Origin of the sequence: Ruegeria halocynthiae, assembly GCF_000743705.1 — a bacterium.
GTDB classification, from domain to species: domain Bacteria; phylum Pseudomonadota; class Alphaproteobacteria; order Rhodobacterales; family Rhodobacteraceae; genus Ruegeria; species Ruegeria halocynthiae_B.
Genome location: NZ_JQEZ01000001.1, coordinates 854,434 through 876,293 on the forward strand (window position 1 = coordinate 854,434; position 21,860 = coordinate 876,293).

The 21,860-nt window shown below is 58.8% G+C and carries 21 protein-coding genes; 4 read left to right on the top strand and 17 right to left on the bottom strand.

The window, feature by feature from the left end:
- Nucleotide 1 precedes the first annotated feature (1 nt).
- The 7 genes from JT51_RS04145 to JT51_RS04175 all read right to left on the bottom strand — a co-directional run bounded on the left by JT51_RS04145 (nt 2) and on the right by JT51_RS04175 (nt 6,267).
- Complete coding sequence (locus tag JT51_RS04145; protein ID WP_037308153.1) at nt 2-376, bottom strand: hypothetical protein; 375 nt, start codon at nt 374-376, stop codon at nt 2-4.
- A gap of 38 nt (nt 377-414) precedes the next feature.
- Nucleotides 415-1,404, bottom strand: a complete 990-nt coding sequence (locus tag JT51_RS04150) for an endonuclease/exonuclease/phosphatase family protein (RefSeq protein WP_037308154.1) — start codon at nt 1,402-1,404, stop codon at nt 415-417.
- Nucleotides 1,405-1,408: 4 nt separating this feature from the next.
- Complete coding sequence (locus JT51_RS04155; protein ID WP_037308155.1) at nt 1,409-2,089, bottom strand: molecular chaperone DjiA; 681 nt, start codon at nt 2,087-2,089, stop codon at nt 1,409-1,411.
- A 45-nt stretch (nt 2,090-2,134) separates the two neighbouring features.
- Entirely contained in the window at nt 2,135-2,623 is a 489-nt protein-coding gene (locus JT51_RS04160) for a GNAT family N-acetyltransferase (RefSeq protein ID WP_037308156.1), read from the bottom strand.
- Nucleotides 2,620-3,222, bottom strand: coding sequence for a VOC family protein (locus JT51_RS04165; protein ID WP_037309464.1), 603 nt, complete (start codon nt 3,220-3,222; stop codon nt 2,620-2,622). The genes JT51_RS04160 and JT51_RS04165 overlap by 4 nt, the downstream gene beginning before the upstream one ends.
- A gap of 106 nt (nt 3,223-3,328) precedes the next feature.
- Nucleotides 3,329-5,461 carry a methylmalonyl-CoA mutase gene (scpA, locus tag JT51_RS04170; protein ID WP_268745980.1) on the bottom strand — a complete coding sequence of 711 codons (2,133 nt, stop codon included), beginning with the start codon at nt 5,459-5,461 and terminating at the stop codon, nt 3,329-3,331.
- Nucleotides 5,462-5,481: 20 nt separating this feature from the next.
- The gene (locus JT51_RS04175; RefSeq protein WP_037308159.1) at nt 5,482-6,267 is read right to left on the bottom strand and encodes a hypothetical protein; all 786 of its coding nucleotides are present in this window, start codon (nt 6,265-6,267) and stop codon (nt 5,482-5,484) included.
- Nucleotides 6,268-6,398: 131 nt separating this feature from the next.
- Here JT51_RS04175 and JT51_RS04180 point away from each other — a divergent pair, with 131 nt between their 5' ends.
- Entirely contained in the window at nt 6,399-6,845 is a 447-nt protein-coding gene (locus JT51_RS04180; protein ID WP_037308161.1) for a DUF4174 domain-containing protein, read from the top strand.
- Between the two features lie 76 nt (nt 6,846-6,921).
- Here JT51_RS04180 and JT51_RS04185 read toward each other — a convergent pair whose 3' ends face one another.
- Nucleotides 6,922-8,967: an acetyl-CoA carboxylase biotin carboxylase subunit gene (locus tag JT51_RS04185; protein ID WP_037308162.1), complete on the bottom strand. Its 2,046-nt coding sequence runs from the start codon at nt 8,965-8,967 to the stop codon at nt 6,922-6,924.
- Nucleotides 8,968-9,081: 114 nt separating this feature from the next.
- On the bottom strand, nt 9,082-9,285 hold the full coding sequence (locus JT51_RS04190) for a hypothetical protein (RefSeq protein WP_037308165.1): 204 nt from the start codon (nt 9,283-9,285) through the stop codon (nt 9,082-9,084).
- A 650-nt stretch (nt 9,286-9,935) separates the two neighbouring features.
- Between JT51_RS04190 and JT51_RS04195 the strand changes: the two genes are divergently transcribed.
- A complete protein-coding gene (locus tag JT51_RS04195; RefSeq protein ID WP_037308167.1) occupies nt 9,936-11,087 on the top strand; it encodes a DcaP family trimeric outer membrane transporter in 1,152 nt (383 codons plus the stop codon).
- Nucleotides 11,088-11,167: 80 nt separating this feature from the next.
- Here JT51_RS04195 and JT51_RS04200 read toward each other — a convergent pair whose 3' ends face one another.
- The 3 genes from JT51_RS04200 to JT51_RS04210 all read right to left on the bottom strand — a co-directional run bounded on the left by JT51_RS04200 (nt 11,168) and on the right by JT51_RS04210 (nt 13,783).
- The gene (locus tag JT51_RS04200; RefSeq protein WP_037308169.1) at nt 11,168-11,521 is read right to left on the bottom strand and encodes a hypothetical protein; all 354 of its coding nucleotides are present in this window, start codon (nt 11,519-11,521) and stop codon (nt 11,168-11,170) included.
- 136 nt (nt 11,522-11,657) lie between these two features.
- The gene (locus JT51_RS04205; protein WP_037308172.1) at nt 11,658-12,137 is read right to left on the bottom strand and encodes a DUF6497 family protein; all 480 of its coding nucleotides are present in this window, start codon (nt 12,135-12,137) and stop codon (nt 11,658-11,660) included.
- A gap of 113 nt (nt 12,138-12,250) precedes the next feature.
- A complete protein-coding gene (locus JT51_RS04210) occupies nt 12,251-13,783 on the bottom strand; it encodes an acyl-CoA carboxylase subunit beta (protein ID WP_037308175.1) in 1,533 nt (510 codons plus the stop codon).
- 183 nt (nt 13,784-13,966) lie between these two features.
- Here JT51_RS04210 and JT51_RS04215 point away from each other — a divergent pair, with 183 nt between their 5' ends.
- Together JT51_RS04215 and JT51_RS04220 are read left to right on the top strand one after the other, a co-directional pair.
- A complete protein-coding gene (locus JT51_RS04215) occupies nt 13,967-15,172 on the top strand; it encodes a multidrug effflux MFS transporter (RefSeq protein ID WP_037308178.1) in 1,206 nt (401 codons plus the stop codon).
- Nucleotides 15,173-15,237: 65 nt separating this feature from the next.
- Entirely contained in the window at nt 15,238-16,638 is a 1,401-nt protein-coding gene (locus tag JT51_RS04220) for a helix-turn-helix domain-containing protein (protein WP_037308180.1), read from the top strand.
- Nucleotides 16,639-16,711: 73 nt separating this feature from the next.
- On the opposite strand, the gene JT51_RS04225 is transcribed toward JT51_RS04220, so the two are convergent.
- The 5 genes from JT51_RS04225 to JT51_RS04245 all read right to left on the bottom strand — a co-directional run bounded on the left by JT51_RS04225 (nt 16,712) and on the right by JT51_RS04245 (nt 21,851).
- A complete protein-coding gene (locus JT51_RS04225) occupies nt 16,712-16,951 on the bottom strand; it encodes a YdcH family protein (protein ID WP_037308182.1) in 240 nt (79 codons plus the stop codon).
- Nucleotides 16,952-17,030: 79 nt separating this feature from the next.
- Nucleotides 17,031-18,689, bottom strand: a complete 1,659-nt coding sequence (gene betA / locus JT51_RS04230) for a choline dehydrogenase (RefSeq protein ID WP_037308185.1) — start codon at nt 18,687-18,689, stop codon at nt 17,031-17,033.
- Nucleotides 18,690-18,776: 87 nt separating this feature from the next.
- Nucleotides 18,777-20,285, bottom strand: a complete 1,509-nt coding sequence (gene betC, locus JT51_RS04235) for a choline-sulfatase (protein WP_037308187.1) — start codon at nt 20,283-20,285, stop codon at nt 18,777-18,779.
- Nucleotides 20,282-20,854 carry a choline-responsive transcriptional repressor BetI gene (betI, locus tag JT51_RS04240; protein WP_037308190.1) on the bottom strand — a complete coding sequence of 191 codons (573 nt, stop codon included), beginning with the start codon at nt 20,852-20,854 and terminating at the stop codon, nt 20,282-20,284. The genes betC and betI overlap by 4 nt, the downstream gene beginning before the upstream one ends.
- Nucleotides 20,855-20,942: 88 nt before the next feature.
- Nucleotides 20,943-21,851 carry a DMT family transporter gene (locus JT51_RS04245; protein ID WP_037308193.1) on the bottom strand — a complete coding sequence of 303 codons (909 nt, stop codon included), beginning with the start codon at nt 21,849-21,851 and terminating at the stop codon, nt 20,943-20,945.
- Nucleotides 21,852-21,860: the final 9 nt, after the last annotated feature.

Here is a 21,860-nt window from a genome sequence, read left to right on the forward strand (position 1 = left end):
ATCAGATATCTGTCGAGCCTTCGGGAACGTCTTCGGTTTCTTCGGGTACATTCTGCGGGCCTTGGGGTGGTTTTTTGCGGATGATGATGTCACCATTCGGCAGAATTTCAGGCGCTTCATACGCGCTCCAATCCTGAATTTCCCCCGCCAGCTCCGCCAATGCAGGTCCCATTTCTTCGATAAATGACTGCATCGCCGGGCCAAATTGACTGACCAGCCCCTGCAGATCCCCAAGCGCGGGTTCCATTTCCTGACGCAGGCCTTTGAAAAACAGCTCGGCTCCCTGCTCCATCAAGGATTGTCCAGTGTCTTCCTCGGCATTTGCGGGCGCAGACAGGGCCAAGGATATCGCACAGATCGGAATAAACTGTTTCATAACGTGAAATATAGGCCGTTGAGCCGCATGTTGAAAGGTCACAGGTCAATATCCAAAGTCACGGGAAAATGGTCGGACGCGGTCAGCAAGGCATGATGCAACTCGTCAGATGCCAGACAGGCCGCGTCCCGAAGCGGGTGCCAGATACGCCATTGCGGATGGCAGGTGCGCAGACTGTCACTGACCATGATGTAATCCAACAGAGCCTCAAGATATCGGCCCTCGTCCGGGCGGGCAAATCGGGCCGTTGATGGCGCTGGCCCTGACCCCTGCGTGGCGCTTGCATGAGGGTCGAACAGACCCGCCTGCAACAAAATCTCGACCGAGGAGCGCCCGAACAAGTGTTCGAATTCGTCAAGCCCGGGGCCGTCATTCAGATCTCCCATCAGGATGACCTTTTCCCCTGCAGTTATGCAGGCCTTGACCCGACGGGCCAGCCACAGGGCCTGAGCCAACTGCTTGCGGCGGTTGGCAATCGAGATGCGGATCGCCTCGTCCCGTGATCCGGCCCCGTGTGGGGCCTTGGATTTCAAGTGCGCACCGATCAGCCGGACTTGCGCCCCAGCCCGGGTCTGCACGGCCAGTTCCATAGGCGGTTTGGAAAACCGCACGTGGTCTTCGGTTGCGTCGATATCAAGGTCGATATGAAAGACACCATCAAACCGCGGGGCCGTCTGATCACCGGCGCTCGGTTCGTGGCGTGCCGTCAAAACACTTGGGTCATACAACAGGGCCAGTTCTTGATGGGTATCGTTGGCAAACCCCATCACGGCATCCGATGTGCGCAGATCAAACGCCTCTGCAAAAGTCTGCAAAGCCCGAACGGTGTTCTGCTGTTTCCCGCTGTTCGGTGCCTCGACGATCAACACCGCATCGGCGTCGACAGCCGTCAACACCTTGGCAATAGCCTCGGCCTGCCGTGCTTTGGTGACATTGTGACGGCCGGACCAGCTGTCATCGACAATCAACTTGTCCTGACGATCAAACAGATTGGCGAACCATTCGATATTGTAGGTTGCCAACCGCACCGGTCTAAGCCCGCGCTCCGTTGATTTCGTCCCAGGCGCGGTTGATGTCGATCATCTTTTTCTCGGCCAGGCGAATGGCTTCTTCTGGCACGCCCCGCGCCATCATCGCATCCGGGTGCGTCTCACGTACCAACTGCCGCCAGACCTTGCGAATCTCAGGCATCGGCATATCACGCGAAACGCCGAGGACCGTATAGGGATCGTTGGGGGCATCGGGCACAAACCGCGCGCGCAGGGCCATGAACTGTGCATCCGTCTGGCCGAAAATCCGGCTGACATCTTCCAGAAACTCATTCTCATTCGGGTGATAAAACCCGTCCGCCATGGCGATGTGAAACAGACCTTCCATCAAATCGCAAAGGGTCGTGCTGTCCTCGGCAAACATGCGGGCAATTTTACCGGCATATTCCTGATACCCGGCGACATCCGTCCGGGCCATATCAAAGACGCGGGCGGCGCCTGCCTCGTCCTCGCGGGCGATCTGAAACACGTCGCGAAACGCGGTCACCTCGTCGCGGGTTACCTGCCCATCGGCTTTGGCCATCTTCGCGCCCAGCGCGACCACAGCGATTGCAAACGCAACCGAACGTTCCGGTGGCGTTCTTAATTTTTCAAATACTGCCGTCAGGCTTTCGCCTTGGGCAAGCGCGCTTAGCGCGTCGGATATACGGGTCCAGATCGACATAGGCGCACACTAGCGCCCCAAATCGCGACTGTCAGGTGCGACCAATCAGTCCATGGCAAGAATTTTCTGCATCAGGATCAGATCCAGCCGTTTGCCCCATTTGAAACCAACCTCGGGCAGACGGCCAACCTCGATAAAACCCAGGGCGGCATGAAAGGTAACAGCGTCCGGATTGGCCGAGGATATCCCGGCGACCAGAACATGCACCCCTTCGGCTTGCGCAGCGGATTCAAGCGCGGACATCAGGGCCCGCCCCGTACCCTGCCCGCGGGCCTCGGGGGGCAGTTGGATCGAATGTTCACGGCATTGCGCATAGCCTGGGCCGGCGCGGAACGGCCCATAGGTGGCAAAACCCAGAATTTGCCTGCCATTTACCGCCACAAGAAAGCCGGAACCACGGGTTTCAATATCTGTGGCGATGCTTTCGACGCTGCGCTCAGTGGTGGTAAAGGTCACAAGGGTATCGCGAATGATCGCATTGGTAATCCGGGCGATTGCAGCGGCGTCCCCGATCTGCGCCTGCCGGATGTTCATTCCAGCACGCGCGGGCCATGAGGTGTCGCGAACTCAGCCCGCAGCGCGGCAGGGCCGGTGTCGAATTCCACCGTCTCCAGGTCACCCAGCAATCGCGCCAGTTCCAGCGCATCAGGATGGAAAACCACCAGACGCCGCAGACGACACCCACTGTCTTGCAGCATCCGCGCCGGGTGAAGATCGCCGTGCCACTGCATAAGCGCGGGGAACAGGTTATCGAATGGCAAGCGTCCACCGGGTGGAACGGCCATTTGCCACCGCAGCGCGCCCCGGGCCAGATCAATGGGCTGCCCAACCCCGTCGGGAAAAACGCTTAGCGCAGCGGCTATATCAGGTACCTGGCAAATCCAGTTGGTCAACCGTGGCGGGCCTTCGAAACGGTCCAGATCAAACCAACGGGTTCTTTGGGGTTTCTGGGCCTGCGGGTCAATTGCGATGGCCTCAAGGTACAGACCGTCCCGCAACCCCAGCAGACGGTTATGGGTTCCGAACTTTTCGTGTTTGCCACCGTCCTGCAGCGGCACACCCAGGGCCTGTTCGATATGTGCGGACGCTGCCTCGAGCGTTTCGCCCGCGACGGCCAGATGATCCAGTAACACGCGCGCCCTCCTGTGAAATGCGGCCAGACCCAATTGGATCTGGCCGCATGTTTTCCGCAATAGCGCAGGATCACAAGATTTTTCGTCGAAAAATCTAACGTGGGCGTCAGCCTTCGGCGTTACCGATCAGGCGCAGGATGTCTTGTGCGGCCTCGGGGATGTTTGTGCCCGGACCAAAGATCGCCTTGACCCCGTGATCATACAGGAACTGGTAATCCTGCTGCGGGATGACGCCGCCGCAGATGACGATGATATCTTCGGCCCCGGCTTTTTTCAGCTCCTCGACCAGCTGCGGTGCCAGCGTTTTGTGGCCCGCCGCCTGTGAGGAGATGCCCACGACATGCACGTCATTGTCGACCGCATCCTGAGCGGCCTCAGCCGGAGTCTGGAACAGTGGGCCCACGTCCACGTCAAAGCCGATATCGGCAAAGGCCGTGGCGATCACCTTGGCCCCCCGGTCGTGCCCGTCCTGCCCCATCTTGACCACCAGCAGACGCGGCCGACGGCCTTCGGCCTCGGCGAATTCTTCGATGGATTTCTGGATGGCGGCAAAGCCTTCGTCCCCTTCATAGGCCGCGCCATAGACACCGGCCAAGGTCTTTACTTCGGCGCGGTGGCGGCCGAACTCTTTTTCCATTGCCATGCTGATCTCTCCTACGGATGCGCGGGCACGGGCGGCTTCGACAGCAGCGGCCAGCAGGTTGCCGCCTTCCTTGGCGGAGGTGGTCAGGGTTTCCAGCGCCGCCTGACACGCGGCCTCGTCGCGGGTGGCGCGGATGCGATCCAGACGCGCGACTTGCGCATCGCGCACGGCGACATTGTCGACATCCAGAATGTCGATCGGGTCTTCCTGTTCCTTGCGGTACTTGTTGACGCCGACGATCACCTCATCGCCGCGATCAATCATGGCTTGACGACGCGCAGCGCTTTCTTCGATGCGCAGCTTGGGCATGCCACTGGCGACGGCTTTGGTCATACCGCCCATCTCCTCGACCTCTTCCATCAGGGCCCAGGCTTTTTCGACCAGCTCATTGGTCAGGCTTTCGATGTAGTAGGAACCAGCAAGTGGATCGACCACATCGGTCACGCCGGTCTCTTCCTGCAAAACCAGCTGAGTGTTACGCGCGATACGGGCCGAGAAATCGGTGGGCAGCGCAATCGCCTCATCCAGCGCGTTGGTGTGCAGCGATTGTGTGCCGCCCAGAACCGCGCTCATCGCCTCATACGCGGTGCGGATCACGTTGTTATAGGGGTCTTGTTCCTGCAACGACACGCCCGAGGTCTGGCAGTGGGTCCGCAGCATCTTTGACCGGTCAGACTTGGCCCCGAAATCGGTCATAACCCGGTGCCACAGCGTGCGCGCGGCGCGCAGTTTGGCGATTTCCATGAAGAAGTTCATGCCGATGGCAAAGAAGAACGACAGACGCCCTGCGAACTTGTCGACATCCATCCCCGCTTGCGTCGCGGCACGAACATACTCGCGCCCGTCCGCCAGCGTATAGGCCAGTTCCTGCACCAGGTTCGCCCCGGCCTCTTGCATGTGATAGCCCGAGATCGAGATCGAGTTGAACTTGGGCATCTCGTTCGAGGTATAATCGATGATGTCCGAGATGATCCGCATCGACGGTTCCGGTGGGTAAATATAGGTGTTACGCACCATGAACTCTTTCAGAATGTCGTTCTGAATGGTGCCGGACAGCACGGATTTGTCGTGCCCCTGCTCCTCGCCCGCCACGATGAAGCTGGCCAGGATCGGCACGACCGCCCCGTTCATGGTCATCGAGACCGAGACCTTGTCCAGCGGAATGCCGTCGAACAGGATTTTCATGTCTTCAACGCTGTCGATGGCCACGCCCGCCTTGCCGACATCACCCACGACGCGCGGGTGATCGCTGTCATACCCCCGGTGCGTCGCCAGATCGAAGGCGACCGAAACCCCCTGCTGACCGGCGGCCAGATTGCGGCGGTAGAAGGCGTTGGATTCCTCAGCCGTGGAAAACCCTGCATATTGGCGGATCGTCCACGGGCGGCCCGCATACATCGTCGCCTTCACGCCACGGGTGAATGGCCCGAAGCCCGGCAGCGTTCCCATATGCGGCAGATCGGCGGTGTCTTCCTGCGTATAGAGCGGTTTGACGTCGATGCCTTCCAGCGTCTCTTTGGTCAGGTCGTCCAAGGGACGTCCGCGCAGCTCTTTCTCGGCCAGCGCTTTCCAGTCCTTCGTATCGGTCATTTCGATTTCCTCTTGTTCATTCGTTCTTACGCGTGCTTGGTTTCGCCGCGCATTGTTTCCTGCAGCAGGCAGAGCTGGGCCAACCCGTCAGCCCCCGATGCCAGCCACGTCAAATCATCCGCAAACTTCGTCATCAGCCTCACTTCTTGCGCGCTGTTCGAGACCTGCGGTTCCTCGTCGATATCCTTGCCAAGCCATAAATCGGCCGCCTGATGCGGCACGTCGCTGCCCAGCAGCTTGGCCAGCTGGGCGTCCGGGTGCCCCGCAAACTCTTCGAAGGGCAGGACAGACAACTGTGTATTGGGAAACGCCGCCGCCAGATCCGTGATGACATCCCGCCAGCTACGATGGTGCTTGGCGATTTTGGCCCAGCGCACATTCTCAGCAAAATCTTTCTTGTTCCGCACAGCATAGCTGACAACCGAAGACCAATAGGTGTTCAGCGCCCGAACGTTCAGGGCAACCTTGGAAATACGCCCATCAAACACATCTGCCACCAGGCGCGCGCGCAGGTCGGCCTCGGGGTAAAGCTCTCCCTTGTTCAGGTTTTGCCGCATCGTGCCTAGAAAGTTCTCTTCGCTCACCAGCAGGCGTTGGAAACCCTGCTGCTGCAACCGGTCCAGTTCACGATGAAGCGTGGCATGGGAGTCATCCGTCAGCGACTTTAACGAGCGAAGGTCTGTTTCCCGCGTTGTCTCTGGCCCCCAAAAGGCAACACCCTGTTTGGCAAGCGCTGGCGCGTTTCGGCGCATATATTCCTGAAAACTGGTTGTGGCACAGCGATGGGCACCAAAATGCAAGATGATTTCCATGTGCTTATCCCCCCACACGACCCTGCGTCGGGGAACGCAATGACGATTTGAACACTTTTTTGATGGCCACCTGCATTCGGACAGTCGCTTTCATCCAAACAGAGGCTATATTCGTTTCAACAGGAGGCCCTATGACACGAACGCTTGCCTTTGTTTTCTCGGCACTATTCCCGCTGGCCGCATTGGCCGCTGACGGGTCCGCACCGACAGAAGACGAATTTGTCCGGCCCGCAGGTGACAGCGAGCTCAGCGAATTTCTATGGGTCAGCCGACCCATCGTCGTCTTTGCCGACACTCCCGCCGACCCGCGATTCCAGCAACAAATCGACATGCTGCTTGAGGGCGAAGAGGCGATGCGCGACCGCGATGTGGTCGTGCTGACCGACACTGATCCGACGGCGCCGTCACCGATCCGGTCGAAATTGCGCCCGCGCGGGTTCCAGATGGTATTCGTCGACAAGGACGGCGTCGTCAAACTGCGCAAACCATCGCCGTGGAGTGTGCGTGAGATCGGCAGATCCATCGACAAGACGCCCCTGCGCGAACGCGAGATCCGCGAACGACGCGGGGGCGGCTGAACGCATTCGCCACGCCCCCCACCCCCGGCGCAGTGCGTCGGGACTGGTTGGGCATATGGCAAATACGCAATCATGATCATTCGAACTCGATGATCACATCGTCCACGGCCAGGCTGTCGCCAGGCCCTGCGTTGATCTTGGCAACCACGCCCTTTTTCTCGGCGCGCAGGATGTTTTCCATCTTCATCGCCTCGACAGTACACAGCGCCTGACCTTCCTGAACCTCTTGCCCCACTTCGACGTCGACCTTCACGATCAGGCCGGGCATCGGGCACAGCAGCATTTTCGAGGTATCAGGCGGCAGCTTTTCTGGCATCAGCTTGGCCAGCTCTGCCTGACGGGGGCGGCGCACATGCACCTTCAGGTCCGCACCCCGGTTGCGGATACGGAACCCACCCGAGATTTTGCCAACCTTCATCACCAGCGGGCTGCCATCAACGTCCAGCACCGCCAATTGATCACCCGGCGTCCAGTTCGATGCGACACGCAGAGTTTTACCATCTGCGAATTCCACGGTTGCGCCTTGCTTGTCCGCCTCGACTTTGACGTCGAACTCTTGCCCCTGCACTGCGACATTCCAGCTTTTGCCGATCTTACGTTCGTGATTGTCCATCCGACCCGACACGCGGGTGCGGCGGATTTCGGCGACCCGGTACATCGCCGCGCAGGACGCCGCGATCCGGCGCAGGTCAGCCTCGGGCAGTTCAACGCCGTCGAACCCGTCCGGATACTCCTCGGCGATAAAGGCGGTGGTCATTTCGCCACTGATGAATTTCGGGTGATCCATCACTGCCGACAGAAACGGCAGATTGTGACCGATGCCTTCAACCTCGAAACTGTCCAGCGCCACGCGCATCGCCTCGATCGCCTGCGCACGGGTCGGGGCCCAGGTACACAGCTTGGCGATCATCGGGTCATAATACATGCTGATCTCACCGCCCTCAAAGACGCCGGTATCGTTGCGCACAGCGGCCTCACCCTCGGGGGCGTCACCCTGCCATTTGTCGTTCACCAGCAGCGGGCCAGCCGCGATTTCCTGCGGCGGGCGATACCGGGTCAGACGGCCAATCGACGGCAGGAAGTTGCGATACGGATCTTCGGCATACAGGCGGTTTTCGATGGCCCAACCGGTCAGGGTCACGTCATCTTGGGTGATCGACAGCGGCTCACCCGCCGCGATGCGGATCATCTGTTCCACCAAATCGACGCCGGTGATCAGTTCGGTCACCGGATGTTCCACCTGCAAACGGGTGTTCATTTCCAGGAAGTAAAAGTTCTTTTGGCCGTCAACGATGAATTCCACCGTACCCGCGCTGGCGTAATCCACGGCCTTGGCCAGGGCCACCGCCTGCTCACCCATTGCCTTACGCGTCGCTTCGTCCAGAAACGGCGACGGGGCCTCTTCCACCACTTTTTGGTTCCGGCGCTGGATCGAACATTCCCGTTCGCCCAGATAGATGCCGTTGCCGTGGCTGTCGCACAGCACCTGAATCTCGATATGGCGCGGCTGGGTCACGAATTTCTCGATGAAAATCCGGTCATCGCCAAACGAGTTCGCAGCCTCGTTCTTGGACGATTGAAAACCCTCGCGCGCTTCTTCGTCGTTCCAGGCGATCCGCATCCCCTTGCCGCCGCCCCCGGCGCTGGCCTTGATCATCACCGGATAGCCGACTTCGTTCGAAATCTTCACCGCCTCATCGGCGTCTTCGATCAGGCCCATATAGCCGGGTACCGTCGAAACGCCTGCTTCTTGGGCGATCTTCTTCGAGGTAATCTTGTCACCCATGCTTTCGATCGCACCAACCGGGGGGCCGACAAAAGCCACGCCCTCGACGTCCAGCGCCCCGGCGAATTTCGAGTTCTCGGACAGGAAACCATAGCCGGGGTGCACCGCCTTTGCACCGCTTTGACGGACCGCATCCATGACCTTTTCGATCACGATATAAGACTGGTTCGCGGGCGGCGGGCCGATATGGACGGCTTCGTCCGCCATCGACACATGCAACGCATTCTTATCCGCGTCCGAGTATATGGCGACCGTGCTGATACCCATCTTGCGCGCAGTCTTGATGACCCGGCAGGCGATCTCGCCCCGGTTGGCGATCAGGATTTTGTTGAACATGGAACGTCCTTTGTCTTGGTGTTTTGAAAACGCAAAACGCCGCCGCAGGGCATGATCCCCACGACGGCGTGATGCGCGATGACGGTCGGGGCGACAGGCGCCCCAAAATTTACGTTACCTGCAGTTGTGCTGCGTCTTGCAATACAGGACGTTGCCCGCAGCGCCGACCACTGCGCCGAACAGCGGGTCGGCGTTGACAACCGCCGCACCCACGGCCCCCGCGCCGCCGCCCAGCAGGGCCTGTTCACCGGTCGAGTTGCCGCAGGCGGCAAGGCCCGCGCAGACCGCAATTGCAAGGAAAGCTCGTTGAATTCGCATGTTCTCTGCCCTTTTTTGATTCTTGACTGATTGACGGCCAGTTGCCGGAAGGCAGAGGGATTACACAACGAAAGTTGGTGTGTATCGGAATTATGCGCAGGTTTTTGCCTCTTTTGCGCTGCATAATGCGCAAAGAAAAGCGCGGGCAGGATTTTGTGGGAAACACAAGCCTGCCCGCGGAAGGAAGGGGTACGGAATAGTAGGTGCATGTGCGGCGCAGGCAAAGTAGAGCCGCACAGCCTATTCACCATGCACGGGGCGGTTGCGGCTGCAAACTGGGATTCACGGCCCGCTAATTTTCCGGCTGAATCCTGCCCATTCGACATTTCGCCGCGCAGATTCGCGCCGATCCGGTGCTGCATGTATTCGGTCACACCGAGCTGCGACGCTGTCACATATCCGTTACAAATCTGACGCCCCGCGCACATTTCTGCGGCTGCATCATCACAGTGCGGCCTTGCAGCATTGTGAAAATTTGTATTCGCAGGCATAAGGTTAACCGATCTGTTCACCCAAGCGTGAAAAACCATGGGGTTTTGCACACTTTTGCTTGAGGAAAATGATGGTTTTCTTGCCATTCTCGTGATTTCCATCGCTGACATTTGCGTGAAATCTTTCGTGTGCACACTCGCATACAAGGAACCACCCACATGATTACAAAGAGAAAAAAGGCATTCCTGCTTGCTGCCTCTGCGCTTAGTGTGACCAGCACGCATGTTTATGCCCAAGATGCCCAGACCCAGTCCGAACTGGATGCCCTGCGCGCCCGGGTCGAGGCGCTGGAGGCGTCGACGCCAGGGGCCGGCACCGGGGATCTGAAGATCGGAAACACCACTCTGGACGTTTACGGCTACGTTAAGGCCGACTTTTTCTATGACTTCGAGTTCGATCAGGGCGACACCGCGTTCGTGAACAACATCGGCGAACCAGCGAACGCAACCAGCGGCACGTTCGGTGCCACCGTCCGTCAGTCCCGGATCGGATTGCGCACTACGACACCCAGTGCGGTCGGCGATATTGGCGGTCAGCTGGAAGTGGACCTGTTCGCGTCCAACGGAACCGCAGAGCTGCGCCTGCGCCACGCCAACATCACGATTGGTGACAGCTGGCTGATTGGTCAGACGTGGACCAATTTCATGCCGCTGGACACCTATCCGACGTCGGTTGAATTCAACGGTCCGGTTGGTATTCCCTTCGCCCGGGTTCCACAGGTTCGCTATACGAACAGCTTTGCCTCGAACACAACGTTTTCGACATCCATCGAAGAGAATGTCAGCGCTTCGAATTCCGACGATCCTGTCCTGACCGCAGCCCTTGAATACAACGATGGCAAGTACGTCGCCCGGGCGTCTGCCCTGTATGGCAAAGCCGAATCTGGTGGCGTCGAAGTTGATCAGAGTGGTTTCACCGTATCCGGCTCGGTCCGTCCGTGGCAGGGCGGGTTGTTCCAAGTCAACTATGTCAGAGGCGAGGCGCTTGGTCCGTATCTGATCGGTGTCGGTGCCGCTGTCGTCGGTGGTCAGGCTAACGATGTGGATGGGTACACCATCGAATTCCGTCAGGACATCGGCCCCAAATGGAATGTTGGCATCGCCTACGGCAAGGAAGACTACGACCTGCCGACCTCGACCGGAACGCTGGCCTTTACCGAGCTTGAGACGATCCACGTCAACGCCTTTTACAAGTTGACTGAAGATCTGACGCTGAGCGCCGAATACATCTATGGTGAGCGCAACGATGCAACGACTGGCCGGACCTTTGACGGCAACCGTGTGCAGGTCGCTGCCCAGTTGAACTTCTGACGCCACATATCGGCCCCGCCCTACGTTGGGCGGGGTCTTGCCACTAATGGCCGGGATATGCGACGCCATTGACCGCAAGCTCAGGCCACTCCACCAAAGACATCCGGGAAAGACGCTCGCGCCGCATCCAGATCAATCACCAGCAGCGCGTCATAGCTGGCCGGGTCGAACGGGTCCTCGGCCGGAATGACCTCGCGGTCGAACAACCAGCTCAGGCGGCCGGCGTCCAGATTGCCACGCTCGAACGGCTGATCGCCAAAATGTTCCAACAGGGCCTCGATAAAGGCGACGTCTGCGCGCCGGTCCGCCGGTTTGCGGTCGCGGAAACGTTCCCGCCGTGTCAGGGGTGTTACCCCTTTGGGATTGGCCCTGCGAATGACAAACTGATAATCGGTTCCGGCCAGGCGTCCGGGAAACCCGCGATGTTTCAGCATACCTGCACCTCATTGGTTGTTTGGTTCACAAGGTCAGGAACCTCGTGCCCGGGATGGAACGGGATCATATTGCGCACCTCCAAAGCCGCACTGGTGTTCAGAAACGCCCTGAGTGTGTGAAAATCTGGTTTCATACTCAAAGCCCCTCCCAGATACACCGGGATTGCTCCAGCCGGTAGGCCTCGAAGAACTGCGTCGCGTCGGGCGAGGAACGCCCGAATTCGATCGGCCGATCAGACAGCGAAATGACCACCCGTGCTGGGTTCAGCCGATACTGCGCCACATAGGCCACGGCCAGCGTCTGACATAGATGCTCCATATCCGCGGCGGCGACGTCGTAACCGATCCGCCCGACGGTCGAGCCGATCTTTGGGGCGATAAAGCGAAAACGTACCCATAGCTCACCGGGATTGTCGTCCAGCAGGACATCGCTCAGATGAACGGGCTGACCTGATGGAACAGGCAACAGGGTTTCGGCAACAGCGGGGGAATTCCAACCCAACAGGATCAGGACAAAGGCGCGACCCCAGACCCACCAAAGGTGAGCTCCTCTCTCCAGGGTCGCGCGCGCATGGCTTTTGGCCCGCGCTTTTCTATGTCTGATAAGGCATTTCATTTAGCAGTTTCGGCCCCAAAGTCAAACTTGCCCCTAGGTAATCCCACCCTGGCCACCCGAATGGAATGATCCCAATGGACGAACGGTCAGGCAGATCGACAGGCCAAGATCCCTTACAGCGGAATATTATCGTGTTTTTTCCACGGGTTCTTCAGCTTCTTGTTGCGCAAGCTGGCAAAGGCCCGTGATACGCGGCGGCGGGTGGACTGCGGCATGATTACCTCGTCGATAAAGCCCCGCTCAGCGGCGACAAAGGGGTTGGCGAACCGGTCTTCGTAATCCTTGGCGTGGGCCGCAATCTTTTCGGCGTCTCCCAGATCAGCGCGGTGGATGATCTCGGTCGCGCCTTTGGCCCCCATCACCGCGATCTCGGCGGTGGGCCAGGCATAGTTGAAATCGCCGCGCAGGTGTTTTGAGGCCATAACGTCATATGCGCCGCCATAGGCTTTGCGGGTGATCACGGTCACTTTGGGAACCGTCGCCTCGCCATAAGCAAACAGCAGCTTGGCACCGTGTTTGATGACACCGCCATATTCCTGCGACGTACCCGGCAAAAAGCCCGGAACATCCACCAGCGTCAGGATCGGAATCTCGAAACAGTCGCAGAACCGGACGAACCGCGCCGCCTTGCGTGAGCTGTCGATGTCCAGACACCCGGCCAATACCATCGGCTGGTTGGCGACGACGCCAACCGTCTGCCCTTCAAGCCGGATGAACCCGGTGATGATGTTTTTGGCGTAATCTTCCTGGATCTCGTAGAAATCGCCCTCATCGGCCACTTTGGTGATGAGTTCTTTCATGTCGTAGGGCGTATTCGGGTTGTCAGGGATCAACGTGTCCAGCGAGGTTTCAAGACGACCGGGTTCATCAAAGAACGGGCGCACAGGCGGCTTTTCACGATTGTTGAGCGGCAGGAAGTCAACCAGACGGCGCACCTCGGCCAATGCCTCGACATCGTTTTCAAACGCGCCATCGGCAACGGATGACTTTTTGGTGTGGGTCGATGCCCCGCCCAACTCCTCGGCGGTGACGACCTCATTGGTGACGGTTTTCACCACGTCAGGGCCGGTCACGAACATGTACGACGTGTCTTTGACCATAAAGATAAAGTCGGTCATCGCCGGGCTGTAAACCGCACCACCCGCGCAGGGACCCATGATCACGCTGATCTGTGGCACCACGCCCGAGGCCATGACGTTACGTTGGAAAACTTCGGCGTAACCTGCCAGCGAGGCGACCCCCTCTTGGATTCGCGCCCCGCCCGAGTCGTTGATTCCGATCACCGGCGCGCCATTCTGGATCGCCATATCCATGATCTTGCAGATTTTCTGCGCGTGTGTTTCCGAAAGCGAGCCGCCGAACACGGTGAAATCCTGGCTGAACACATAAACCATCCGGCCGTTGATCGTGCCCCAGCCGGTGACAACGCCATCACCCGCAGGCTTTTGATTTTCCATCCCGAAATCGGTGCAACGGTGGCTGACGAACATGTCGAATTCTTCGAAACTGTCCTCATCCAACAGCAGTTCAATCCGCTCGCGCGCGGTCAACTTGCCGCGGCCGTGCTGCGCGTCGATACGTCTTTGCCCACCACCCAGCCGGGCGTCGTTGCGGCGGTCTTCAAGCTCGGTAAGGATGTCTTTCATGGCGATAATCCCCTGTGAAATTTGGCGCGACCCTATACGCACAGGCAGCGGGACCAAAGCATCTTTCGGCAAATTTGCAAATCTCTGAAAACACAGTTCAGGAAAACTGTAAATTTGCTAAGTATCACATTGGAACGCGATCTTGGATGGCAATCCCGGAAACGACCACTATACCTTTGAACCATGCAGTTCAGTTCACCCCGGGCACGCAGGTCGCCCCCCACGATTGTCACACTGGTTTTTCTGTCTGGGCTGTCCGCGCTCAGCCTGAACCTGTTCCTGCCCAGCCTGCCCAACATGGCCGTACATTTTCAGACTGATTATAAGGTCATGCAGTTGTCGATTGCGCTGTATCTGCTGGTCAATGCTGTGCTGCAGATTCTAATCGGTCCGATTGCGGATAAGGCCGGACGTCGACCCGTCATGCTATGGGGGCTGGCGCTGTTTCTGATTGCCACGCTGGGCTGCATCTATGCACCGAACGCCGAGGCTTTCCTGGTCTTCCGGATGTGTCAGGCCGTCGTAGTTGTGGCCATGGTGCTCAGCCGCGCGGCGGTGCGGGATCTGTATGATCAGGATCAGGCGGCCTCGATGATCGGTTATGTCACGATGGGCATGGCCATTGTGCCGATGATCGGCCCCGCCGTCGGCGGGCTGCTTGAGGAAAGTTTCGGCTGGAAAGCCAATTTCTGGCTGCCTTTCGGGCTGGGCGTGATGGCGTTGGCGCTGACCTTTGTCGACTTTGGCGAAACCTCGGCCAAAAGCGGCAAGACTCTGGTGCAGCAGTTCCGCGAATACCCGGAATTGCTGCGTTCGCCCCGGTTTTGGGGTTACTCGCTATCTTCGGCTTTGTCCTCAGGGGCTTTCTTTGCCTATCTGGGCGGAGCACCGTTTATTGGAACGGAATTGTTTGGCCTTAGCGCCGCCCAAGTTGGCATCTACTTTGGCGCGCCCGCCGTGGGGTATTTTTTTGGTAACTTTTTCAGCGGCCGATATTCGGTTCGGTTTGGCGTGAACCGGATGGTGTTTTGGGGGTGCTGGTTGAACGCGTTAGGGGTCGTCTTCTCCGCCATCCTGTTTTTGGCGGGCTTTGGGACAGTGCTCAGCTTTTTCGGGTTCATGACCTTTGTAGGAATCGGCAATGGCATGACGATCCCCAACGCCACCTCGGGTGCCCTGTCGGTACGCCCACATCTGGCCGCCACCGCCTCGGGCCTGAGCGGCGCGATCATGCTGGGCGGCGGCGCTGGCCTCAGCGCGCTGGCCGGGGCATTGCTGACCCATGAAACCGGGGCCATGCCGCTTTTGTGGCTGATGCTGGCAACCTCGGTGCTGGCGATTGCCGCTATCACCCTGGTCATTTACCGCGAACGGAAACTGGGCCTGTGACACGCCTTGCACCCCGAGGTTTGCAAAGTTAGCTTGCCGCAACGGAAAAGTTGCAAAGGCACGCCATGGCCACCCAAAAGCTTTATGCTGGCGCAAAACTGCGCGAAATGCGCACGCGCCTGACCCTGACGCAAAAGGAATTCGCCACCAAGCTGGGCGTTTCCCTGCCCTATCTGAACCAGATGGAGAACAACAACCGGCCGATTTCAACCACGGTTGTTCTGGCGCTGGCGCAGGAATTCGGCATGGACGTGACCGAGCTGAGCACTGGCGACAGCGAACGTCTGGTCTCAGACATGCGCGAGGCACTGGCCGATCCGGTGTTCGACGACGCCATGCCGCCCCTGGCCGACCTGCGCCTGACAGCCTCGAACGCGCCCGCGCTGGCCCGTGCGTTCATCGCCCTGCACCGAACCTATCGGCAAACCCATGAACGACTGGCCTCGCTGGACGAAGCACTGGGGCGCGAAGACGCGCAGATTCAGGCCAGCCCATGGGAAGAGGTGCGTGACTTCTTTCACTATTGCGACAACTACATCGACGCGGTCGACCGCGCGGCTGAACGGATTTCCACCCAGGCCGAAAGCTCCGGCGGCATCCGCGCCGCTGCCATCAACGATCTGGCTGAACGCGGCATTCGCGTGCAATTCGTCGAGATCGAAGAAACACGAAAATACGATGCCGACAGCAAGACACTGCTGCTGTCCTCCCGAAGCGCACCGCAGACACAGGTGTTTCAGCTCCTGCTGCAGGTTGCGCTAATCCGTCAGGATAAACTGCTCGAAGCAACGCTAGATTTCGCCAAGTTCCAAAGCGACGAGGCCCGCGCCATCGCCAAGATCGGCCTGGCCAATTACTTCGCAGGGGCTTCACTGATGCCCTACGGGGCTTTTCTTGCTGCAGCGCAGGAATACCGCCACGATCTGGAACTGCTCAGCAACCGCTTTGGCGCATCAATCGAACAAGTGGCGCACAGGCTGTCCACGATGCAGCGCCCCGGTGCCAAAGGTATCCCCTTCTTCTTTGTGCGCGTGGATCAGGCCGGCACGATAACCAAACGCCACTCGGCCACCCGCCTGCAATTCGCCCGGTTCGGAGGCGCCTGCCCTTTGTGGAACGTCCACCGCGCATTCGAAACCCCCGGCCATTTCCTGCGGCAACTGGCGGAAACACCCGACGGAGTACGCTATATCTCGCTGGCGCGGGATGTATCGAAATCCGGCGGTTCATTTGGTGCGCCCGTGCGCCGATATGCCATCGCCCTGGGGTGTGAAACCCGACACGCCGAGGCACTGGTTTATGCCGACAACCTCGACATCAACAACGCCAGCGCCTATGAACCCATCGGCATTTCCTGCCGTATTTGCGAGCGGCAAACCTGCCACCAACGCTCGGTCCCGCCGCTGGAGCGTCGGCTGTCAATTGATGCCCATACCCGCGGCACCCTGCCTTATGAAGTCACCTGATCTTCACCTGGCCTAAAAATATCCCGGGGGAGTCGCGGCCTGCCGCGACGGGGGCAGAGCCCCCGCCCCTGCCTTATGCTTTCGACAAAATCGCCCAGATCTCATCCTTGAGCGCGGCGCGCTTCTTGCGCATCTCACCTTCGGCCAGATCGTCCATTGGTTCGACATTGGTTTCGGCCCGATGCACAAGGCGGTTGATCTCATGATACTCATCCGCCAGCCGCGCGAAATGCGCGTCCGACTGTTTGAGCTGGCTCATCAATTCGACCTTGTTCGGAAACTCTTCGGCCAATTCATGCGGGGTGTGGGACATTCCTGTTCGCTCCTGAAAATATGTCGTTGCGATTCAGGTCTATACGCCCTTTACACACCTCGCTTTGACGCGGATCAAATCATCGCTGCGCGGTCGTCCATGCCGGATGAATCCACGGGCGATCATTGGCTTTTGGCAAAGCCTCTTTGCCCAGCAGATGATCCGACATCTTTTCACCAACCATGATCGAGGGCGCATTCAGATTGCCATTGGTGATCTGCGGAAAGATCGAGCTGTCCGCGACACGCAACCCGTCCACGCCGATCACCCGGCCCTGCGGGTCAACAACCGCGTTTTTGTCATCCGCACGTCCCATGCGGCAGGTGCCACAGGGGTGATAGGCGCTTTCGGCGTGTTCAGCGATAAATCCGTTCAGTTCTTCATCACTCTGCACATCGGAACCCGGTTGGATTTCCTTACCCAAATACGGCTTGAACGCATCTTGCCCGAAAATCTCACGGGTCAGTCGGATACATTTGCGGAAATCTTCCCAATCCTTTTCCTGGCTCATATAGTTGAACCGGATCACCGGCGCATCTTCAGGCTTGTCCGACCGCAGCGTAATTGCCCCCCGCGACGGTGACCGCATTGGCCCGACATGCGCCTGGAACCCATGCCCCTCGGCCGCGGCCTGCCCGTCATAGCGTACGGCCATGGGCAAGAAGTGATACTGGATATCGGGATAATCCACGCCGGGGTTTGACCGAATGAAGGCCGCGCTTTCGAACTGGTTCGAAGCACCCAGCCCGGTCTTGGTGAACAGCCACTGCGCCCCGATCAGCCCTTTACTGATCAGATTCCAATGTTTGTAAAGCGTGATTGGCTGGATAGACGCCTGCTGGATATACAGCTCCAGATGGTCCTGCAGATTCGCGCCCACACCGGGACGATCGGCCACGACATCGATCCCATGCTCGGCCAGATGTGCCGCCGCGCCAATACCGGACAACATCAGCAATTTAGGAGAGTTAATCGACGACGCTGCCAGAATCACCTCGCGCCGGGCACGAATGATCTCAGACTTTCCACCACGCACCAGCTCAACCCCGGTCGCGCGGCCACTCTGCATAACCACACGCGCGGCCAGGCCACGCACGACTTCACAATTCTCGCGTTTCAGTGCCGGTTTCAGATAAGCATTTGCCGCCGACCAGCGCCGCCCTTTCCAGACGGTCTGCTCCATCGGGCCAAAGCCTTCCTGTTTTTCGCCGTTATAGTCACCGGTAACCTCGTACCCCGCCTGCTGCCCGGCATCTACAAATGCCTTGTACAACGGGTTCGCCCGAGGCCCGCGCGAAACATGCAAGGGGCCATCCGTACCACGCCACGCAGCGTCGCCCCCATGGCCGCCATCGTGCCAGGTCTCCATCCGCTTGTAATACGGCAACACATCCGCATAGGACCAACCATCGGCCCCCATATCGGCCCAGGTGTCAAAATCACGGGCATGGCCACGCACATAGACCATCCCATTGATCGAAGAAGACCCACCAATGACCTTACCGCGCGGACAGGCCAGACGACGGTTGTTCAAGTGCGGCTCGGGCTCAGAGCTGTAACCCCAGTCATAGCGCGACATGTTCATCGGATAGCTGAGCGCGGCAGGCATCTGAATGAAAGGCCCGGCATCGGTGCCGCCATGTTCAATGACCAGGACCGAGGCCCCAGACGCGCTCAGGCGATAAGCCATCGCGCAGCCTGCGGACCCTGCGCCAACGATGACGAAATCTGCTTCCATGTTCGTGTCTCCTTTGCCCGCCGGGCTAAGATTTTTCGTCGAAAAATCTCATGGCCTCCGGCGGGGGTATTTGCAAAAATGAGGGGGTTATTCGCCGCGTGGAAAGCGTTGACTTTCCTCAACGGTATTCAGGTCCATGTGATTGCGCATGTAGCGTTCCGATGCTTTTTGCAGCGGCTGGTAATCCCACGGGTAATAGCCGCCCTGCCGCAAGGCCTCGTACACCACCCAACGGCGGGCCTGGCTGGCGCGAATGTCTGCATCGAACCGGTCCAGGTCCCAACGCGCCTCGGATTTGGCACGCAAGGTCTGCAATGTTCCCGCGTGTTCCGGGGCCTCTGCCAGATTTGTCAGCTCGTGCGGGTCAGCCTCTAGGTCAAACAACTGATCGGGGTCCAATGCGCAGCGGTTGTATTTCCATTTGCCATAACGCAGCGAGACCAGCGGCGCATAAGACGCCTCGGCCGCGTATTCCATCGCAATTGGCGCGGTTCGCTCGGTTCCCTTGGCCAGTGGCACAAGGTCTTCGCCGTCAGTCCACGGGGCGATCTCGGCCATGTCGACGCCTGCCAATGCACCCAGCGTTGGCGTCACGTCGATTGTCGAGACCGGCGTATCTATCCGGCCCGCAGGCAGGTCAGGGGCAGAGATCATCAGAGGCACGCGTGACGAGCCTTCGAAAAAGGTCATCTTGAACCACAATCCACGCTCGCCCAGCATGTCGCCGTGATCTGACACAAAGAGGATTGTGGCCTCTTGCTGCGTGGTTTCCAGCACCTCCAGAATCTCACCGATCTTGTCGTCCAGATATGAGATGTTGGCGAAATAGGCGCGGCGGGATTTGCGGATATCCTCTTCGGTGATGTCAAAGCTGCGCCAGTCGTTGGCGTCGAAAATCCGTTTGGAGTGCGGATCCTGATTGTCATAGCCAAGGTCCGCGATATCGGGCAGCAGATGCTCGCAATCCTCGTAAAGGCCCCAGTACTTCTGACGGGTCACATAAGGATCATGCGGATGGGTGAAGCTGACGGTCAGGCACCATGGCCGGTCATCGTTTCCGCGCGCCAGATCGTACAATTTGGCTGTGGCGTTATAGGCGACCTCGTCATCATATTCCATCTGGTTGGAAATTTCGGCCACGCCCGCGCCCGTCACCGAACCCATGTTGTGATACCACCAGTCGATCCGCTCACCCGGCTTGCGATAATCCGGCGTCCAACCGAAATCGGCCGGGTAGATATCGGTGGTCAGACGGCCTTCGAAACCGTGCAACTGATCGGGACCGACGAAATGCATCTTACCGGACAGGCAGGTATAGTACCCGGCGCGGCGCAGGTGGTGCGCATAAGTGGGAATGTCGCTGCGAAATTCGGCGGCGTTGTCATAGACCCCGGTGCGCGACGGCAATTGACCGGACATGAAGCTGGCCCGCCCCGGTGCGCACAGCGGCGAGGCCGTGTAGGCATTGGCAAAACGCGTCGACCGCTGCGCCAGCTTTTTCAGGTTTGGCGCATGAAGCCAGTCGGCGGGACCGTCTGGAAAGAGGGTCCCGTTCAGCTGATCCACCATCAGGATCAGAATGTTCGGATTTGTCATTTTTCAGCCTCGATCAAGGTGTTGAGAACACGCATCGCATGGTTGACCGCCAGTTGCGGCTCTTCCGGGGCGCTTAGCGCGGCGCGGATATACAGCCCGTCAATCAGCGCGATCATGTTCTCGGACGCTTCGACAGGATCCTTGAGCAATGGGCGCAGCGCGAAAATCAGGTTGGAACGGATACGCGCCTGATAGATCTGCCACAGCCGCAACGCGTCATCGTTGGTCTGGGCCAGAACATAGAATGTCATCCATGCGGCGATCACGTCGGGGGTAAAACAGGACGGTGCAAAACAAGACCGGATGATGGCCTGTGCCCGCTCTTGCGGCGCGGTTGCTTTCAGCTCTTCGCGCGCCTCATTACCAAAATCGGTCAGAATACGCCGCATCGCTGCCAGAAATATCTGATCTTTGCCGCCAAAGTAATGATGCGCCAAGGCGCTGGACATCCCTGCCCGTTTAGCAATCTGACTGACCGTCACGTCGAGGGATTTTTTTGATCCAAGCTCGGCAATCGTCGCTCTGACGATCGCATCACGGCGGATTGGCTCCATTCCGACTTTCGGCATAGCTATCCCTCACTACGATAAGTGAGAAAACGCTAAGGTATTTTTATTGACTCGTCAATCAATAACGGGCCGTGGTCGCTGCGAACGTTCAAAGCTTGGGCGCAATGCTTGGTGTCGTCAAGCTGCTGCGGTTCAGGACCGCCTCGCGCCATGCAATAAAGCTGACGGCGGTCAGGATCAGCGTACCGCCAGCGACAACCCAGACGTCGACAGCTTCATGAAAGACCAGCGCCCCCAGCAAAGTGGCCCAGATCAGTTGCAGGAACGTCACCGGCTGCGTGACGGCCACGGGGGCTGCTTTCAACGCCAGCGTCATAAAGTAGTGGCCCATCGTGGCAAAGCTGGCGACCAGAAACAAAACTCCAAGATCACGCAGGCTGGGCGGTGTCCAAACGGCAATCGCAAAGGGGATCAGCACGATAGTCACCCAGATCGACATATGGGCCACAACGACTGACGGCCGAAGATCCTGAACAAGTACCTTGGCAATCAGGTACGATCCGCCCAGCGCCAAAGCCGTGCCCAACATGGTAATGTGCCCCGGTGAGATTTCCCGAAATCCCGGGCGCAGGATAATCAGGACGCCAATCAGCGCAACACAGATCGCCGCGATCCTGCGGATGGCCAGTTTTTCACCCAGAAACAAAGCAGCGCCCAACGTGACGTAGACCGGGGTCATGTAATTCATCGCCGTGACCTCGGCCAAAGGAATCTGCGTCATCGAGAAAAACCACAACATCACGGCCAAAGCGTGAACGATCCCACGCACCCCAAACAGCGTCAGCTGTCTGCGTGTCAGATGTGTTTTCAGAACCAGACGCAGCGCAGGCAGCAAAAAGACCAACCCAAAGGCAAACCGTATGAACGCCGCCTGGATCGGGTCCATTGTCGACCCCAGCGACTTTACAAGCGCGGTCATGACCACAAAGGACAGCCCGGCGATAAACATCAAGAACATTCCCGCAAGCGGGCGATATGAGGCTGCAAGAGTTGTCATGTTAACGGT

What these genes read in the sequence shown, in the direction of transcription:
- JT51_RS04145 (WP_037308153.1), bottom strand. Translation starts at nt 376, where the DNA reads ATGAAACAGTTTATTCCGATCTGTGCGATATCCTTGGCCCTGTCTGCG.
- JT51_RS04155 (WP_037308155.1), bottom strand. Translation starts at nt 2,089, where the DNA reads ATGTCGATCTGGACCCGTATATCCGACGCGCTAAGCGCGCTTGCCCAA.
- JT51_RS04160 (WP_037308156.1), bottom strand. Translation starts at nt 2,623, where the DNA reads ATGAACATCCGGCAGGCGCAGATCGGGGACGCCGCTGCAATCGCCCGG.
- JT51_RS04175 (WP_037308159.1), bottom strand. Translation starts at nt 6,267, where the DNA reads ATGGAAATCATCTTGCATTTTGGTGCCCATCGCTGTGCCACAACCAGT.
- JT51_RS04180 (WP_037308161.1), top strand. Translation starts at nt 6,399, where the DNA reads ATGACACGAACGCTTGCCTTTGTTTTCTCGGCACTATTCCCGCTGGCC.
- JT51_RS04185 (WP_037308162.1), bottom strand. Translation starts at nt 8,967, where the DNA reads ATGTTCAACAAAATCCTGATCGCCAACCGGGGCGAGATCGCCTGCCGG.
- JT51_RS04190 (WP_037308165.1), bottom strand. Translation starts at nt 9,285, where the DNA reads ATGCGAATTCAACGAGCTTTCCTTGCAATTGCGGTCTGCGCGGGCCTT.
- JT51_RS04195 (WP_037308167.1), top strand. Translation starts at nt 9,936, where the DNA reads ATGATTACAAAGAGAAAAAAGGCATTCCTGCTTGCTGCCTCTGCGCTT.
- JT51_RS04200 (WP_037308169.1), bottom strand. Translation starts at nt 11,521, where the DNA reads ATGCTGAAACATCGCGGGTTTCCCGGACGCCTGGCCGGAACCGATTAT.
- JT51_RS04205 (WP_037308172.1), bottom strand. Translation starts at nt 12,137, where the DNA reads ATGAAATGCCTTATCAGACATAGAAAAGCGCGGGCCAAAAGCCATGCG.
- JT51_RS04210 (WP_037308175.1), bottom strand. Translation starts at nt 13,783, where the DNA reads ATGAAAGACATCCTTACCGAGCTTGAAGACCGCCGCAACGACGCCCGG.
- JT51_RS04215 (WP_037308178.1), top strand. Translation starts at nt 13,967, where the DNA reads ATGCAGTTCAGTTCACCCCGGGCACGCAGGTCGCCCCCCACGATTGTC.
- JT51_RS04220 (WP_037308180.1), top strand. Translation starts at nt 15,238, where the DNA reads ATGGCCACCCAAAAGCTTTATGCTGGCGCAAAACTGCGCGAAATGCGC.
- JT51_RS04225 (WP_037308182.1), bottom strand. Translation starts at nt 16,951, where the DNA reads ATGTCCCACACCCCGCATGAATTGGCCGAAGAGTTTCCGAACAAGGTC.
- betA (WP_037308185.1), bottom strand. Translation starts at nt 18,689, where the DNA reads ATGGAAGCAGATTTCGTCATCGTTGGCGCAGGGTCCGCAGGCTGCGCG.
- betC (WP_037308187.1), bottom strand. Translation starts at nt 20,285, where the DNA reads ATGACAAATCCGAACATTCTGATCCTGATGGTGGATCAGCTGAACGGG.
- betI (WP_037308190.1), bottom strand. Translation starts at nt 20,854, where the DNA reads ATGCCGAAAGTCGGAATGGAGCCAATCCGCCGTGATGCGATCGTCAGA.
- JT51_RS04245 (WP_037308193.1), bottom strand. Translation starts at nt 21,851, where the DNA reads ATGACAACTCTTGCAGCCTCATATCGCCCGCTTGCGGGAATGTTCTTG.